This window comes from Bacillus sp. 22190, from assembly GCF_052045575.1.
GTDB lineage: Bacteria > Bacillota > Bacilli > Bacillales > Bacillaceae > Bacillus > Bacillus altitudinis.
Genome location: NZ_JBQEPF010000007.1, coordinates 181,378 through 196,811, shown reverse-complemented (window position 1 = coordinate 196,811; position 15,434 = coordinate 181,378). Strand labels below are relative to the sequence as shown.

At 42.5% G+C, this 15,434-nt stretch carries 16 protein-coding genes; 8 read left to right on the top strand and 8 right to left on the bottom strand.

Features of this window, described 5'->3' with window-relative positions:
- Together ACTJKA_RS12255 and ACTJKA_RS12250 are read right to left on the bottom strand one after the other, a co-directional pair.
- Positions 1-793: transposase (locus ACTJKA_RS12255; protein WP_440607782.1), on the bottom strand; the 793-nt coding region annotated here is incomplete at its 3' end.
- A gap of 131 nt (positions 794-924) precedes the next feature.
- On the bottom strand, positions 925-1,803 hold the full coding sequence (locus ACTJKA_RS12250; RefSeq protein WP_171465741.1) for a TetR/AcrR family transcriptional regulator: 879 nt from the start codon (positions 1,801-1,803) through the stop codon (positions 925-927).
- A 192-nt stretch (positions 1,804-1,995) separates the two neighbouring features.
- On the opposite strand from ACTJKA_RS12250, the gene spxO reads away from it, so the two are divergent.
- Positions 1,996-2,160, top strand: a complete 165-nt coding sequence (spxO, locus tag ACTJKA_RS12245) for an anti-adapter protein SpxO (protein ID WP_096881830.1) — start codon at positions 1,996-1,998, stop codon at positions 2,158-2,160.
- Positions 2,161-2,180: 20 nt separating this feature from the next.
- Here the strand turns inward: spxO and ACTJKA_RS12240 are convergent, their stop codons facing one another.
- Entirely contained in the window at positions 2,181-3,512 is a 1,332-nt protein-coding gene (locus tag ACTJKA_RS12240; protein WP_007500323.1) for a HAMP domain-containing sensor histidine kinase, read from the bottom strand.
- Positions 3,509-4,183 carry a response regulator transcription factor gene (locus ACTJKA_RS12235; RefSeq protein ID WP_008347066.1) on the bottom strand — a complete coding sequence of 225 codons (675 nt, stop codon included), beginning with the start codon at positions 4,181-4,183 and terminating at the stop codon, positions 3,509-3,511. The genes ACTJKA_RS12240 and ACTJKA_RS12235 overlap by 4 nt, the downstream gene beginning before the upstream one ends.
- Before the next feature lie 337 nt (positions 4,184-4,520).
- On the opposite strand from ACTJKA_RS12235, the gene ACTJKA_RS12230 reads away from it, so the two are divergent.
- Positions 4,521-5,891 (top strand): S1C family serine protease, encoded by a 1,371-nt coding sequence (locus tag ACTJKA_RS12230; protein ID WP_007500327.1) that lies wholly within the window; start codon positions 4,521-4,523, stop codon positions 5,889-5,891.
- Between the two features lie 245 nt (positions 5,892-6,136).
- Here the strand turns inward: ACTJKA_RS12230 and ACTJKA_RS12225 are convergent, their stop codons facing one another.
- On the bottom strand, positions 6,137-6,979 hold the full coding sequence (locus ACTJKA_RS12225; protein ID WP_440607781.1) for an oxidoreductase: 843 nt from the start codon (positions 6,977-6,979) through the stop codon (positions 6,137-6,139).
- Positions 6,980-7,092: 113 nt separating this feature from the next.
- Between ACTJKA_RS12225 and ACTJKA_RS12220 the strand changes: the two genes are divergently transcribed.
- The 3 genes from ACTJKA_RS12220 (at position 7,093) to ACTJKA_RS12210 (ending at position 8,839) form a co-directional block, all read left to right on the top strand.
- Positions 7,093-7,539, top strand: a complete 447-nt coding sequence (locus ACTJKA_RS12220; RefSeq protein ID WP_171465740.1) for a YusW family protein — start codon at positions 7,093-7,095, stop codon at positions 7,537-7,539.
- 145 nt (positions 7,540-7,684) lie between these two features.
- Positions 7,685-8,515 carry an ABC transporter ATP-binding protein gene (locus ACTJKA_RS12215; RefSeq protein WP_035389352.1) on the top strand — a complete coding sequence of 277 codons (831 nt, stop codon included), beginning with the start codon at positions 7,685-7,687 and terminating at the stop codon, positions 8,513-8,515.
- 72 nt (positions 8,516-8,587) lie between these two features.
- Entirely contained in the window at positions 8,588-8,839 is a 252-nt protein-coding gene (locus tag ACTJKA_RS12210; protein ID WP_008347055.1) for a YusU family protein, read from the top strand.
- A 232-nt stretch (positions 8,840-9,071) separates the two neighbouring features.
- Here the strand turns inward: ACTJKA_RS12210 and ACTJKA_RS12205 are convergent, their stop codons facing one another.
- From ACTJKA_RS12205 to ACTJKA_RS12195, 3 genes are read right to left on the bottom strand one after another with little or no spacing between them, the layout of a single operon-like run.
- Complete coding sequence (locus ACTJKA_RS12205; RefSeq protein ID WP_007500333.1) at positions 9,072-9,419, bottom strand: spore coat protein; 348 nt, start codon at positions 9,417-9,419, stop codon at positions 9,072-9,074.
- A 12-nt stretch (positions 9,420-9,431) separates the two neighbouring features.
- The gene (locus ACTJKA_RS12200) at positions 9,432-9,683 is read right to left on the bottom strand and encodes a hypothetical protein (protein ID WP_060698253.1); all 252 of its coding nucleotides are present in this window, start codon (positions 9,681-9,683) and stop codon (positions 9,432-9,434) included.
- A gap of 10 nt (positions 9,684-9,693) precedes the next feature.
- A complete protein-coding gene (locus tag ACTJKA_RS12195) occupies positions 9,694-9,831 on the bottom strand; it encodes a YuzL family protein (RefSeq protein ID WP_008347049.1) in 138 nt (45 codons plus the stop codon).
- Between the two features lie 199 nt (positions 9,832-10,030).
- Between ACTJKA_RS12195 and ACTJKA_RS12190 the strand changes: the two genes are divergently transcribed.
- Genes ACTJKA_RS12190 through ACTJKA_RS12180 form a run of 3 tightly spaced genes read left to right on the top strand, consistent with a single transcriptional unit; the run spans position 10,031 to position 15,403 of the window.
- A complete protein-coding gene (locus tag ACTJKA_RS12190; protein ID WP_440607780.1) occupies positions 10,031-12,418 on the top strand; it encodes a 3-hydroxyacyl-CoA dehydrogenase NAD-binding domain-containing protein in 2,388 nt (795 codons plus the stop codon).
- Between the two features lie 12 nt (positions 12,419-12,430).
- Positions 12,431-13,606: an acetyl-CoA C-acetyltransferase gene (locus tag ACTJKA_RS12185; protein ID WP_008347045.1), complete on the top strand. Its 1,176-nt coding sequence runs from the start codon at positions 12,431-12,433 to the stop codon at positions 13,604-13,606.
- 15 nt (positions 13,607-13,621) lie between these two features.
- Positions 13,622-15,403 (top strand): acyl-CoA dehydrogenase family protein, encoded by a 1,782-nt coding sequence (locus tag ACTJKA_RS12180; protein WP_236810064.1) that lies wholly within the window; start codon positions 13,622-13,624, stop codon positions 15,401-15,403.
- Positions 15,404-15,434 lie beyond the last annotated feature (31 nt).

Below are 15,434 nucleotides of genomic sequence, written 5' to 3'. Positions count from 1 at the left end.
GTGCGATTTGGTGATCCAATCGTTCAAGATACGGAACGGAATCATGGACATTGCCAGGCGTGACATGAGCATCTGTGATGATATTGTACTTCATATCCGTTGTACGGTGGTCTAGGTAGAAAAAGCCTTCTGGTTTGTTTTCACGATAAAGATAGCCACTTTCAGGATCAGTCGTACTTTGACGAATGTCTTTTTCCGTTTTCACCTCCTCTTTTACCTTTAAGGGCTTTTTTCCGTGTGCCACCCGATCTTCTTGGATCGCTTCTTCTAATTCATTTATATAGTTCTGGGTATCTTGTTCAATCGTTTTTCTTGTATATTTATGTTTATTGGCATTGGCTTTAAGATGAGTGGAGTCAGTAAAAAGAACGCGCCCTCCAACCATATCGTGATTGATGGCTTGAAGAACAATTTCATCGAAAATGTCTTGAAAAATGGTTGTATCTTTAAATCGAGTACGACGATTCCAGCTAATGGTCGAGTGATGGGGAACGGGGTCATTGATGTTTAAACCTAAAAACCATCTATACGCCATGTTATAGTAAATTTCTTTTTCAAGTTGTCTTTCAGAACGGATACCGTACAGGTATCCAATAAACATCATTTTAAACAAAATAAGTGGATCAAGTGAGGGACGACCTTTATTCTCACTATAATATGGTTTTACTTTGTCTATGATAAATGAAAAATCAATGTACTGATCAATTTTACGAAGCAGGTGATCCTCTTCGACCAATTGATCTAGCAAAACAAATTCGGCTTCGTGCTGAGAAGAATTTCTAGTGTGGAACATGAGAAAAACACCTTCCTTTAGTATGCTTTTCTCTATTATAAAATGGGATAGTGGAAAATTTAAGGAAAAAAATAAAGCTGTCGAGATTTTCTCGACAGCCTGTTTTTATTGTTAAAAAGATGGTTCCAATTTTACAAATAATTCTCTTTCAAAATACGCAAAAGTGATTCAGTGTGGCTTTGAAGTGGTGCATATAATTTCAACTGATACAGCATGCCTTTTACGATGACTTGTCTAGGTTTTTGTTTGTTTAATTCATTTTTTAAAATGCCGAGTGCTTCAAATAAGTCAGGCTCGTCCTTCACTTCATAGTGTTCTTCAGCCTGCTCTCTTAATTCTTTTAAAAGAGATTCTGTCAGCGGATCGAATGATCTTTCATAAATTGGCCCAAACCAATCGCTCGCTTGAACTACAGAGATGAGCGGAAGATCATGCCGCCTCATCATACCATTCATCAAATCATCGATACGGTGAATCATTGTTGCGGCAAGCTCCTCTGCTTCGAGCTGAAAATCATATAAAATGGCAAGCTCAAAGTAAACGTGACTCATGCCCTCAATCGTTAAACATAGATCAGCCATATAAGGAATGGCTGCATCTCCATACACTTGCTTAATGTTATCAATGTGCAACTGAATCGTCGCAAGTCGAATTTGCTTTGCGAGCTGCTGCGTTTCTTCGTTCAATGGGAGCGCCCTGTCGCTTAGCTGCATTTTAATAAAATCTTTTTGCTGCAAAATATTATCGTAATAGACAGTGAGCTGTTTCCGGTAGGCCTCTTTTGGTGTGCCGCCCTCTGTTTGAACCTCGTGAATCCGGGTAAATACCTTATCGTAATAGTAATGCAAGATCGAAATAAGCAGTGCTTCCTTCGATTTGAAATAAAGGTAAAACGCACCCTTTGACATGTGGCATTCATCTGCAATTTCCTGAACAGACGTTGTATTATAGCCTTTGCTGGCAAATAACTTCATACCAGCCTCAATAATCATTTTTTCTTTCTTTTTCAATATGAATGTCATCCTTTCTTACCGAGAGACAAATGTCTTAGGAAACGTGCGCAAAGAGATGTGACTTATCGGTCATAAACGACAAAACTTTTCAAAAATTAATCAGATTGTAACTTGTTTTTTACAGTGTAATTCTTTATATTATAAAGTAAGGTGACCAACCGGTCAAAAAATGTGAAAGGATGATGTTCCATGAGAGAAATTGATGATATGATTAGACGCTTGAAAACAAAAGGAATTCAAGTAGAAAAAGTCAAAATGCCGAAAGAGACAACCATTGAAAAGAAATGGATGTATCAAGCTGGCAAGAAAATCAAAGCCACATACCGTGATTTCAATGGGTATTCATTCATCTAAAAAAGACTGCGGTGTAAAACCTACAGCCTCTTCTTTGGAACAGTGATCGTATAGCGTACACCTAGTTCATCATTTTCAATTGATATGGACGCTTGATGCATTGAAAGAATTCGTTTGACAATGCTTAATCCAATGCCGAATTCGCCCTTTTTTCCCTTACTAAAAGGTTCGTATAGGCTGGATAGCATGTGTTCTTCAATTGGAGGGCCATCATTACGAATGACGATGCGAATTTGATCCTCTTCCTGCTTCATATGAATATCAATTTTATTTTTTGCGTAGCGAAGTTGATTTTCTAATACATTTTCAAATAATTTGCTCCATTGTTCTGGATCGCCTTCAAGTGCAGCCTCATCATCTAAGTCCACGTTCCACTGCAATTCATTTTTCGACCAGCGTAAACGGTCAACCACTTCCAGCATTGTATTACTCACAAGGAAGGGAGAATGCGCCGGATGTTGTTTTGATAAATAATCAAGCTTTGTTAAATACAGCAAATCTTTGATTTTCTTCTCAAGCTTTTCCGCTTCGCCTTCAATCACTTCCACCGTTTGTTCAAGATCTCCTTTAGGGAAAATTCCATCTTTAATAGACTGCGTATAACCGCGGATGACCATCACAGGTGTTTTTAAGTCGTGTGATATATTTTGCAAAAGCGTTCGTTCTGTTTCATCCTTTTGAATGAGCTTTTGTCTCATTTCTTCAATCGTATGCCCCAGCTTGCCAATTTCATCTTGCCGGTCAACCATCACAGGATCGTCCCAGTCTTCTTGTGCAATGCGCTTGACGTGCTTTTCAAACGCGACGATTGGACGTGATAAGTAGCGGGCGAGCCAAATCGATGGAATCCAGCTTAGTAAAATAACCGTTCCTAAGATGAAAATCAGCTGTTTAAACAGTGTAAAGGACAAGTCATCTCGATAAGAATCGGGTGCATATGACAAGAGAATATATTGTGTATTGCCAGTTGAGACTTTTTTGATCACAAAAAAGATATGCTGGCCATTCACTTCTTCAGAATAGCGTTTTGTTGCGCTTTTTTGTTTTTTAACAAAGGACTGCACTTTTTCAATAAAGGCATGCGGGAAAAACTGAGCCATTTGATTTAATTCATCTGACGGAATCAGAATGTGCTGAACCGAGCGGTTTTCTGGTGTCGACTTTGGTGAGCCGTCTCGATTCAGAGGGTATTCTGTTAACACTTGCTGCTCGTTTTCGATGTTTTTATAAATTTCATTCGTAAAGAAGCTGCGTAATGTATTTGAAAATAAAATGATCAGGACAATCGAGATGGTGAGTAAAATGCCAGAGATGACAACCCAAATTTGAAAAGCGAGTGGTTTGTTCTTCATCCTTTTAGCATCCTATAGCCAAATCCATAAATGGTCTCGACTTTTAAGTCAGGCATTTTTTTTCGCAGCCGTCTGACAAGATCATCGACCACACGATCTGTCCCGAAGTAATCGTGCCCCCAGATCTTGACGAGGATATCTTCCCGGGAAAAGGCATGTCCTTGATGATGGGTAAATAAGAGCAGCAAATCAAATTCCTTAGACGTTAAGTTAATCAGCTGATCTCCTTCATACACCTCTCTTACGTCCTCGTGAATGATATAGGAAGAAACGGGTGTGACGCTTTGCTGCGGTGTGTCACTGTTTTTATATACAAGCTCCAGCAGCTTTTGCACGCGGATGATCAGCTCGCGCGGAAGAAAGGGTTTCGCAATATAATCACTGCTCCCGAGTTCTAAGCCAAGCACACGATCAATATCTGCATCACGTGCCGAAATAAAAATGACCGGTACGTCAGGCGAGGCTGCTTTGATTTCTTTAATGAGTGTGTAGCCGTCCGTATCAGGCAGCATAATATCTAAAATCCATAGATGCGGTGGCTTGTTCATGGCCGCGCGTGCCGCTTCTCCGGTTAAAAAAGAGGACACATTCCAATTTTCACTCTCTAAATATTTGGTTAACAGTTCATTTAAATTCTGCTCATCTTCAACTAAATAAATGGTGTACGACAAAGTCTTCCACATCCTCTCAACGTCATTATAACGGGATACAAAGGCGGCATGTCAACAATCACACGCTTTTTTCACAATTTCACATATTCTTCTCATTATTATCCCATAATGTTTGTTTATGATAAGCTCAAGGGAAAAAAGGGCATAGACAAAAGGCTAATGAATAGGTGCTTTTCACCAATGTGCACACCTTGCTTTTTTTCTATGAATAAGTATTATATAATTTGACATATTGTCATAAAGAATTTTTCAATGATATTGCCATTAAGAGGACATGAGTCCTGTCTAGACATATGAATGAAGCATTTCATGAAAATGATGCAAAGGAGTGCAAGCGATGGATTTCCGAAGAGAAGATGAAGAGAAAAAGATGAATGATCAAGAACACGCACATCAAGAGAATGAGAAACAAATAGAAGAACCAGAAAAAGAGAAAGAACTCGTTTTTCACCATCATGAAAACGAAGCATCTGCCTCTCAGGAGAGGGTGACAAATGGGTCTCCTCAAGTGATTGATGACCGTTCGTCTAAAAAGGAGAAAAAACGAAAGGCTGCATGGCTAAGTCCGATTCTTGGAGGGATTATTGGAGGCGGTCTCGTGCTTGGCATTACACCGCTTTTACCGCAGTCACAAGATACAGCGGCAAACACTCAAACCCAAACAGCATCAAGCGAACCGGCTTCATCTGAAAATTTCTCAACAAAACAAATCACCAATGCGACGAATGTTGCTGATATGGTAGAAGATTTAGAGCCGACGATTGTAGGGGTCTCAAACTATCAATCTACACAAAACTCGTTCGGTCTTAGCGGTGATTCAACTGAAGCAGAAGCTGGAACTGGTTCTGGTGTCATCTTCAAAAAAGATGGCAAAAAAGCATACATTATCACAAATAACCATGTAGTCGAGGGTGCCAATAAATTAAAGGTCACACTATACGATGGGAAAACAAAAGATGCCAAGCTTGTCGGTAGTGACGTAATGACAGATTTAGCTGTCGTGGAAATAAATGCTGACGGCATTGATAAAGTTGCAAGCTTTGGAGATTCTTCTAAGCTTCGTGCTGGAGACAAAGTCATTGCAATCGGGAACCCGCTTGGTGCGCAGTTCTCTGGTACAGTAACAGAAGGGATTATTAGTGGTCTCGATCGTACCGTTGAAGCCAATACATCATCTGGAACCGTTGAGATGAATGTGCTTCAAACAGATGCAGCCATTAACCCTGGAAACAGTGGCGGTCCGCTGATCAATACAGACGGTCAAGTCATCGGCATCAACAGTTTGAAAATTAGCGAAAGCGGAGTAGAATCACTCGGATTTGCGATCCCAAGTAACGATGTAAAACCGATCGTAGATCAGCTGTTGAAAAATGGAAAAGTCGAACGTCCTTACCTTGGCGTACAAATGATTGACCTTGAGCAAGTGCCTGAAACGTATCAGGAAAATACACTTGGCCTATTTGATAAACAAATCGGTAAAGGCATCTATGTAAAAGATGTTTCAAAAGGATCTCCTGCACAAAAAGCAGGCTTGAAGTCTGGAGATGTCATCATCAAGTTCAAAGGAAAAGATGTAGCGAACAGCTCACAGCTGAAAGAAATCCTTTATAAAGAAACAAAAATTGGCGATAAAACGACAATGACTGTCATCCGTGATGGAAAGAACAAAAATCTTGATATTACCCTTGGGCAGTCTGATAACGAATAAAAGAAAACAGGTGGATAATCGATCCACCTGTTAGATTGTTGACAAAGGGCTAAAATGAACTTGATTTTAGCCCTTTGTCTTCTTTTTTTTCAGCGTGATAGAAAACCTTTGAAGTCTAGGAAGGACGAGTACTGGCGCGGAGCGAATTTGACATTCGTGAGCACCAGCACGCAGGACTGACAAAGAATGCGAGGGTTTGTCTACACGCTGACAGGTGGATAAGCGATCCACCTGTTTTTTTGTGCCTATTTTTTTGAGGATAGTGTCCGTAAAATAATGTTTTCCCATACATTCCAAGGCAGGAGCTGCTTTGCTATGAATGAAAGCCGAACACCTTTCCCCACAAGATACCTTAGCTTCTTTAGCCGCTTCTTCTCTGCAAGCGAAACCACAAGCTCTGCAACTTCGCCAGGATCTCCATAGTTGTTTTTTTGCGCCTCTATATAGGACATCATGTTTTGATAAATAGCTGTGTATTTAGAACCTGCTGCTGGCTGTGTCATTTGCTCATTCATGGAGGTGTTCCAAATGTTCGTTTGGAAAGAACCCGGCTCAATCAAAGCGGCCTGAATGCCAAACGCAGCCAGCTCAATTCGCAAACTCTCTGTATAGCCCTCTAGTGCAAACTTTGACGATACATATGGAGAGAGTGCGGGCATTCCCATGAGTCCGCTGATACTGCTCATATTCAATATTTTTGCACCGCTCGTCATCAACGGAAGGACTGCTTGTGTCATTTCCATCACACCAAAGACATTCACTTCGAATTGCTCTCGGTACTGATCAACAGGCACCTCTTCAGCAAAACCAGCATAGGCCGTTCCCGCATTGTTCACAAGCAGGTGAATGGGAGCATAGGCATTAAGCCTTTTTTGAAATGCTTGAATGGACTGTGTATCTGTCACATCTAATGCTTCAATATGTATCGATTCGGATAAAGCGGCGTTCTTTACTTCTTCGGCAAGCTTTTTCGCATTGGTTTCCTGTCTTACGCCAGCAATCACAGTGTACCCTTGCTGAGCAAGACGCAGTGTGATGAGCTTTCCAAAACCGCTGTTGGCACCAGTCACAATGGCTGTTTTATTCATCATCCGGTTCTCCTTTTTGTTTTAATCTACCATAGTCTGCTGTTTTATTGAATAACGAAAAGGGGCTTGGAGAAGAATAAAAAACGATGCTATGAAATAGGAGGAAACACATGATGTGCTGGAAGAAGGCGGGACTGCTAGGAGTGCTGTTCTTTATGCTGTCTGGCTGTCGTTCAATCGAACCAATACAACATCCACATGAAGCAGAAGCTGAAAGTCTGTCAGCTGTTCAAATGAAGGAACTGCCATTTCAGCATTTGCAATTGCACGTACAATATGGACAAAAAAGCGAATTATATGAAGCTACCTATCGTCAAGCTGGTGGAAGAGAAGAAGCACTGATTCGAGATCATATGAATGGTGTCCGCTATGAAGGGGAAGAAGCTTTACGTGAAATGAAAATGAAGCTCAATGATATGTCGATTCCTAGTGCAAAGCTGAATGAAACATATGTCAATGAGTTATTATCTGCTTTTAATTTAGATGATGATTATCAGCGGATACGAGTCGATATCAAGCTCGAAGATGGGACAAAACGTGCATTCGAAAAGAAAAAGTAAACGAGACTTTCTCATTTTTTAATTGAAAATGATTTTCAAGATCACTTAAATCTGATACACTAAATTGAGATAAGTGATCTTTGACGTCTACATAGACGATATTCAATATAAAAAATTTGGATGAGAAAAGGAGCGTTTGAGCGGAATGAGTGCCATTTCTACTGAAGGTTTAAGCTTAGGTTACGGAGAAACAATGATCATAGACGAACTAAATGTGTCAATCCCTAAGGGTGAAATCACAGTATTTATTGGCAGCAATGGATGCGGTAAATCCACGCTACTTCGCTCTTTGGCCCGTCTCATGAAGCCAATGGGTGGTTCTGTCCTTCTTGAAGGTCATTCCATTGCAAAATTACCAACAAAGGAAGTGGCGAAACAGCTCGCCATTCTTCCGCAAGGACCAGAAGCGCCAGAAGGATTAACGGTGCATCAGCTCGTCAAGCAAGGGCGATATCCTTATCAAAATTGGCTGAAGCAATGGTCAAAGCAAGATGAAGAAGCGGTTAATCGCGCACTAAAGTCAACGAAGATGGAAGACCTTGCTGATCGAACGGTTGATTCATTATCAGGTGGACAAAGGCAGCGTGCATGGATTGCGATGACACTGGCTCAGGAGACGGATATTATTCTATTAGATGAGCCAACAACGTATTTAGACATGACGCACCAAATTGAAATCCTGGATCTTCTTTTTGATTTAAATGAAAAAGAGCAGCGCACGATTGTCATGGTTCTGCATGACCTCAATCTCGCTTGCAGATATGCGCATCACCTTGTGGCCATTAAAGACAAGGCGATTTATGCAGAAGGAAGACCGGAAACTGTCATTAACTGTGATCTTGTGAAAAATGTTTTTGATATGAACTGCCAAGTCACAACAGATCCTTTATTCGGAACGCCGTTATGTATTCCGCACGGCAGAGGACGCTGTATTGTCCAACAGGCACAAGCTGAGACATTTCTTGCTGCAAGATAATCGTATGTGAAAAGCCTGACATCTGTTACACGCAGAGTCAGGCTTTTTTCTGAAAAAAGGAGCGGAATACAAATGGGAAATGAATTAGATGAAAAGCTCGAAGGCCTGCTTGATAAATATACAGAGCTACTGCTTGGTGAAACGAATGAGGAACTGAAAAGAGATGTCACGCAGTGGATCATCTATTCTCATATTGCCAAAAGCATGCCGCCTTTAGCCAAGCATTTTAATGACACGTATCCAGAGGCAAAAGAAGACATCAAAGAAACGATTCAGCGGATCAAGCAATTGAATGAAGCTCATCGTGCCAATAAAGACCGTTAAAAAACTGCCAGTACGAGCTGGCAGTTTGAGATTGTTGACAAAGGGCTAAAATAAAGTTCATTTTAGCCCTTTGTCTTCTTTTCAGCATGATAGAAAACCTTTGCAGTCTAGGAAGGACGAGCATCGGTGCGGAGCGAATTTGTCATTCGTGAGTACCAGTGCGCAGGACTGACACCGAATGCGAGGGTTTGTCTACACGCTGAAACTGCCAGTACGAGCTGGCAGTTTTTCTTTATGACATAGGTGATGATCCGTACGGTGATTGATCAGTCAGTGTTTGCTGGAATTTCTGGTGTGCCTGCTGGAGCTTCTGCTGGTCAGCGGCTTCGACAGAGTACCAGCCATATTTGAACATGACATCATATAAATGTCTTTGCGTTTTTTGTGTTTCTAGCGCAATTCGCTGAATATCTTGGTAAAGAGATTCATGGCTGAATTCATTCAGCGCTGTGTTATATCCGCTTGTCATATATTTTTCAGTCGACAAAAGGTCTGTGACAAAGTCGCGATCGTTCATGTTTGTCGTTGTTGGAACCGGCGTTTGTGGATTCCCGATTTTTTGTTGGTTTTGCTGTTCCATGTCTGTTACCTCCTATTGCATAAAGCCAGAAGACTGGCCTTGCCCTGAGCTGCCTAAGTGTTGAAGTATTTGTGTGTAATGCTGATGGTGCATTTGACCCACTTGATTGAGTTCTTGTTTCAATGTTTGATCCTGACAATGCTCGGCCATAAAGTGGGCCTTTTTCATCGCGATCAAATTCCAGTTCAGCATATCCTCTAGGTACAAGGAATCCTTTACTGAAATTACCTGTGGGGGCATATTCATTTGCTGGTTGTTCAAGATGTGTTCCTCCTTACGATTTCTTTTTATATTGCTGATTTTGACTGGTCTTTTTACCGCCTAGGTCTGCTTCTTGTGATGGACCTGCGTTTCCTTTCACACTTGCAGCACTTACGCCTGCTTTTGATGGGTTCTTTTGCAAACGAGACATGTGGACATCACCTCCATTCTTACAATTCCCCCTCGTCTTTAATTCATACGCTGTAAAGAAAGACGCATGAGAATGTGTAAATTTTTGAAATCTGCTATTGAACTGTTTCGGAAAATCTTTTAAGATAAAGAAAGAGGCATTGCTTTTTTTTGGACAAAAAATGAATGACTGTTCATTCAAAATGTTTAGGGGGATATTTATGGGCAAACATATTCGCAAGGCGGCTGTCATTGGTTCAGGTGTCATGGGCTCAGGCATTGCTGCACATCTAGCCAATATCGGGATACCAGTAACATTGCTAGATATTGTGCCACATGAACTGACAAAGGAAGAAACGGCAAAAAAGCTAACGCTTGATCACCCTAGTGTTCGGAATAGATTAAGCCAAGACGCAATGAAAAAATTGTTAAAGCAAAAGCCAGCACCTCTTACTTCAGCCAAAAACCTATCATACATCACACCCGGAAATCTCACAGATCACCTTTCCTTATTACACGATGCTGACTGGATCATTGAAGTCGTCACTGAAAAGCTCAGCATTAAACAACACGTATTCTCTCTCATCGACGAACACCGCAAAGAAGGCAGCATCGTATCCAGCAATACATCCGGTATTTCTGTTGAAAAAATGGCAGAAGGCCGATCAGCTGATTTTAAACACCACTTTTTAGGCACTCACTTTTTTAACCCAGCTCGTTATTTAAAGCTGTTAGAAGTAATTCCTATTCAAGAAACAGATCCAGAAGTACTCTCATATATGAAAACATTTGGTGAAGATGTACTTGGCAAGGGTGTGGTCGAAGCAAAAGATACACCGAACTTTATTGCCAACCGAATTGGCACTTATGGGCTTCTTGTCACAGTGCGTGAAATGCTGGAGAACAAATACACGATCGGAGAGGTCGATTCTGTCACAGGTCCTCTTATTGGCAGACCGAAAAGTGCGACCTTCCGCACACTTGATGTGGTGGGACTCGACACATTTTCTCATGTAGCCCGCAATGTGTATGAACAGGTAGAAGGAAAGGAAAAAGATATTTTTCAGCTGCCTGAGTTTATGGAAAGAATGCTCGAAAAAGGGTGGATCGGCAGCAAAGCAGGGCAAGGATTTTATCAAAAAAACGGAAAGACCATTTTAGAGCTTGATCCTGTCACACTCACATACGGAGAACGGACAAAGCTGAAGGATCCGGGCATTGACATTGCCAAGCAGCAAAAGGGGACAAAAGCGAAATTGAAAGCGCTTATTTATCAAGACGGCCGTGCTGGGCAATTGCTTTGGAATATGACCGCACCTGTTCTTCTTTATTCAGCTCATCTAAAAGGCGACATTGCGGATGATATTCAGTCCATCGATAACGCCATGAAATGGGGATTTGGCTGGCAGCATGGCCCGTTCGAGCTGTGGGATGCGATTGGCGTGAAAAAAGCCGTCAGTCGAATGGAAGCGGAAGGGCACAGCATCCCGACCTGGGTGCGAGATATGCTTTCACAAGGACATGACACATTCTATCAAGAAAATGCCGAAGGAGACCGTGCATTTTATCAGAATGGTGCTTATGAACAGGAAAAGGGAAACGAAAAGAATATTTCGTTAGCTAGATTGAAAAAGAAACACGATGTCATTTTTAAAAATACAGGTGCAAGCTTGATCGATATCGGGGATGATGTTGTCTTGCTTGAATTTCATTCGAAAAGTAATGCCATTGGGCTTGATGTCATTGATATGATCAACCGTGCTGTAGATGAAACGGAAAAGAATTATAAAGGGCTGGTCATCGGTAACCAAGGAAAGAACTTCTGTGTTGGTGCGAATCTCGCCTTAATTTTAATGGAAGCACAGGACGACAACTTCTTTGAAATTGATTTTGTCATTCGCAGGTTCCAGCAGGCGATGATGAAGGTGAAGTATAGTGACCGTCCAGTTGTGGCTGCACCATTTGGTATGACACTTGGCGGAGGGACGGAGCTTTGTCTACCAGCAGCCGCTATCCAAGCGTCCAGTGAAACGTATATGGGGCTTGTCGAAGCGGGGGTCGGACTCATTCCGGGCGGAGGCGGAAACAAAGAACTCTATATTCGCCATCTGCAAGGAGCGGAAAAGCCATCAGCAACTGCGATCCAAGATGCTGCGCTACAAACCTTTGAAGCCATTGCGATGGCAAAGGTATCTACATCAGCAGAGGAAGCGCGTGATATGAAGATGCTCCGAGTGAATGACCGGATCAGCATGAATGGTGATCATTTAATCCATGATGCGAAACAACTCGTTCTTTCTCTTGATGAAGCGGGTTATCGTGCACCGCTGAAGCGAAAGGTGCCCGTGATGGGGGAAACAGGATACGCAGCAATGGTGCTGGCTGCTGAAAACATGAGATTGTCTGGATACATTTCAGACCATGACATGACCATTGCGAAAAAACTAGCACATGTCATTTCTGGCGGCAAATTGCCATTTGGTACAGAGGTGGATGAACAATACTTATTAGAGCTTGAAAGAGAAGCCTTTTTAAGTCTTGTAGGGGAAGTCAAATCTCAGGCACGCATGCAGCACATGCTCGTTAAAGGAAAACCTTTACGTAACTAGGGGGGAGTCAAAATGAGAGAAGCAGTGATTGTAGCTGGCGCAAGAACACCAGTAGGGAAAGCCAAAAAGGGATCATTAAAACATGTCAGACCTGATGATATGGGCGCATTGTGTGTAAAAGAAACGCTAAAGCGTGCCGGTGATTATGATGGAACAATCGATGATTTAATCATCGGATGTGCGACACCAGAAGCAGAGCAAGGGCTGAATGTGGCCCGGAATATTGGGGCGTTAGCAGGTTTGCCATATACAGTACCTGCTATTACCATTAACCGCTATTGCTCTTCTGGTCTGCAGTCAATTGCTTATGCAGGTGAACGAATTATGCTTGGGCAGGCAGAAACCATTTTGGCCGGAGGCGTCGAATCGATGTCGCAAGTCCCAATGATGGGTCATTCCATTCGTCCAAACGCTCTTTTGGCAGAGCAAGCACCTGAATACTATATGAGCATGGGCCACACAGCGGAGCAAGTAGCGCAAAAGTATCAGGTCACACGACAAGATCAAGATGCTTTTGCGGTGAGGAGCCATCAAAAGGCAGCAAAGGCACTTCAAGAAGGGAAATTTTCAGATGAAATTGTTCCCGTTGATGTGACAGAAAGACGGGTAGGAGAGCAGTATCAACTAGAAGAACGCCAATTTACGTTCTCACAAGATGAAGGTGTCAGAGCAGGCACAACAGAGGAGGTTCTCTCAACGTTACGACCTGCCTTCTCAACAAAAGGCACAGTGACTGCAGGAAACTCTTCGCAGACGAGTGATGGAGCGGCATGTGTCATGATGATGGATCGCGAAAAAGCATCTTCTCTTTCTCTTCAGCCGCTCGCCAAGTTCAGGGCGTTTGCAGTTGGTGGTGTACCACCTGAAGTCATGGGGATTGGGCCGGTTGAAGCCATTCCGCGTGCGCTGAAAATCGCTGGTCTAGAGCTGAAGGACATCGGGCTGTTTGAATTAAATGAAGCATTTGCTTCTCAGGCGATTCAAGTCATTCGTCATTTAGGGATCGATGAAGAGAAGGTAAATGTCAACGGCGGCGCCATTGCATTAGGACATCCGCTAGGCTGTACAGGAACGAAACTCACGCTGTCCCTCATTCATGAAATGAAACGGCGAAATGAACAATTTGGTATTGTGACGATGTGTATCGGCGGGGGCATGGGAGCAGCAGGCATTTTTGAATTGATCTAAAGGGGGAAAAACAGGATGAAAGCAATGGAAGAAGTAAAAAAGGGTGGCAGTTTCTTAATAGATGAGACAAATTATGAGCATATCTTTACACCAGAGGATTTTTCTGATGAACATCAAATGATCGGGAAAACAACAGAAGATTACATTTTACAAGATGTCGTTCCGTACATCGATCAAATTGAAAATCACGAATTCGAGCATTCTGTTCGTCTCTTGAAAAAGGCTGGAGAGCTTGGCCTGCTTGGTGCGGATGTTCCTGAGGAATTTGGCGGGCTTGGGCTAGATAAAATCAGCTCAGCCATCATTACTGAAAAATTTGCAAGAGCAGGCAGCTTCTCTCTTTCTTACGGCGCCCATGTCGGGATCGGTTCTTTGCCGATCGTGCTGTTCGGCAATCAAGCGCAAAAGGAAAAGTACCTGCCAGGACTCGCCTCTGGAGAAACAATCGCGGCATATGCCCTAACAGAGCCAGGGTCAGGTTCTGATGCGCTAGGTGCGAAAACAACGGCAGTCCTGAATGAAGCTGGAACACATTATGTCCTCAATGGGGAAAAACAATGGATCACAAACTCCGCATTTGCCGATGTGTTTGTCGTGTATGCGAAGATTGATGGTGAACACTTCTCTGCTTTCATCGTAGAAAAGGATTTTCCTGGAGTCAAAACAGGACCTGAAGAGAAAAAGATGGGCATTAAAGGGTCCTCGACGAGAACGTTAATCCTTGAAGATGCCGAAGTGCCAAAGGAGAATTTGCTTGGTGAAGCAGGCAGAGGTCATGTCATTGCCTTTAACATTTTAAACATTGGACGCTATAAGCTGGCTGTAGGGACAATCGGTGCATCAAAACGAGTCATTCAATTATCGGCAGAGTATGCCAATCAGCGTAAGCAGTTTAAAACACCAATTTCTCAATTTAGCTTAATTGGCGAAAAAGCAGCCAACATGTCGGCAAAGCTCTATGCCATGGAAAGTGCTGTATACCGCACAGTCGGGTTATTTGAACAAAGAATGGGTCTGTTAAGTGACGAGGAGCAAAAGGATGGGAAACAAATTGCGCAATCCATTGCAGAATATGCGATTGAATGCTCTCTTTGTAAAGTGCTTGGCTCTGAAACGCTCGATTACATTGTGGATGAAGGTGTGCAGATTCACGGCGGATATGGTTTCATGCAAGAATACGAAGTCGAAAGAGCTTATCGTGACTCACGAATTAACCGTATTTTCGAAGGAACGAACGAAATTAACCGATTGCTTGTGCCAGGCACATTCTTGAAGAAAGCGATGAAAGGAGAGCTTCCACTTCTTCAAAAAGCGCAAACCCTGCAGGAAGAGCTGATGATGATGATGCCGGAAGAGCCGGGTGATCAGCCGCTTGATCAAGAGAAATACTTACTTGCCCATGCGAAAAAGATCGCCTTAATGGTATCTGGAATGGCGGCGATGAAGTATGGAAAAGCATTAGATAAAGAGCAAGAAATCCTTGTGAATATAGCAGATATCGTCAATGAACTCTTTGCTGCTGAGTCGGCGGTCTTGCGTACGGAAAAAGCAATCGCTGCATCAGGCGCAGAAAAAAATGCACAAAAGCTTGCGTATACACAAATTTTCACACAGGAAGCCTTTTTAAAAATTGAAGCTCATGCGAAAGAATCATTGATTGCCATGGAAGAAGGAGATTCACTCCGTATGAGTCTGTCAGCCCTTCGCAAGCTGACAAGATTCACGCCAATGAATGTCATTGCGAAAAAGCGTGAGGTGGCGAAACGAATCTTTGAAGCAGAGAAATATATCGTATAAGACGGCTTAAAAGGTGCGGATATCATGTCGC

Excerpts from the sequence above, each read along its gene's own strand:
- spxO (WP_096881830.1), top strand. The coding sequence starts at position 1,996 with ATGAGAGAAATTGATGATATGATTAGACGCTTGAAAACAAAAGGAATT.
- ACTJKA_RS12205 (WP_007500333.1), bottom strand. The coding sequence starts at position 9,419 with ATGGAACAGCAAAACCAACAAAAAATCGGGAATCCACAAACGCCGGTT.
- ACTJKA_RS12240 (WP_007500323.1), bottom strand. The coding sequence starts at position 3,512 with ATGAAGAACAAACCACTCGCTTTTCAAATTTGGGTTGTCATCTCTGGC.
- ACTJKA_RS12185 (WP_008347045.1), top strand. The coding sequence starts at position 12,431 with ATGAGAGAAGCAGTGATTGTAGCTGGCGCAAGAACACCAGTAGGGAAA.
- ACTJKA_RS12210 (WP_008347055.1), top strand. The coding sequence starts at position 8,588 with ATGGGAAATGAATTAGATGAAAAGCTCGAAGGCCTGCTTGATAAATAT.
- ACTJKA_RS12230 (WP_007500327.1), top strand. The coding sequence starts at position 4,521 with ATGGATTTCCGAAGAGAAGATGAAGAGAAAAAGATGAATGATCAAGAA.
- ACTJKA_RS12225 (WP_440607781.1), bottom strand. The coding sequence starts at position 6,979 with ATGAATAAAACAGCCATTGTGACTGGTGCCAACAGCGGTTTTGGAAAG.
- ACTJKA_RS12220 (WP_171465740.1), top strand. The coding sequence starts at position 7,093 with ATGTGCTGGAAGAAGGCGGGACTGCTAGGAGTGCTGTTCTTTATGCTG.
- ACTJKA_RS12180 (WP_236810064.1), top strand. The coding sequence starts at position 13,622 with ATGAAAGCAATGGAAGAAGTAAAAAAGGGTGGCAGTTTCTTAATAGAT.
- ACTJKA_RS12195 (WP_008347049.1), bottom strand. The coding sequence starts at position 9,831 with ATGTCTCGTTTGCAAAAGAACCCATCAAAAGCAGGCGTAAGTGCTGCA.
- ACTJKA_RS12190 (WP_440607780.1), top strand. The coding sequence starts at position 10,031 with ATGGGCAAACATATTCGCAAGGCGGCTGTCATTGGTTCAGGTGTCATG.
- ACTJKA_RS12215 (WP_035389352.1), top strand. The coding sequence starts at position 7,685 with ATGAGTGCCATTTCTACTGAAGGTTTAAGCTTAGGTTACGGAGAAACA.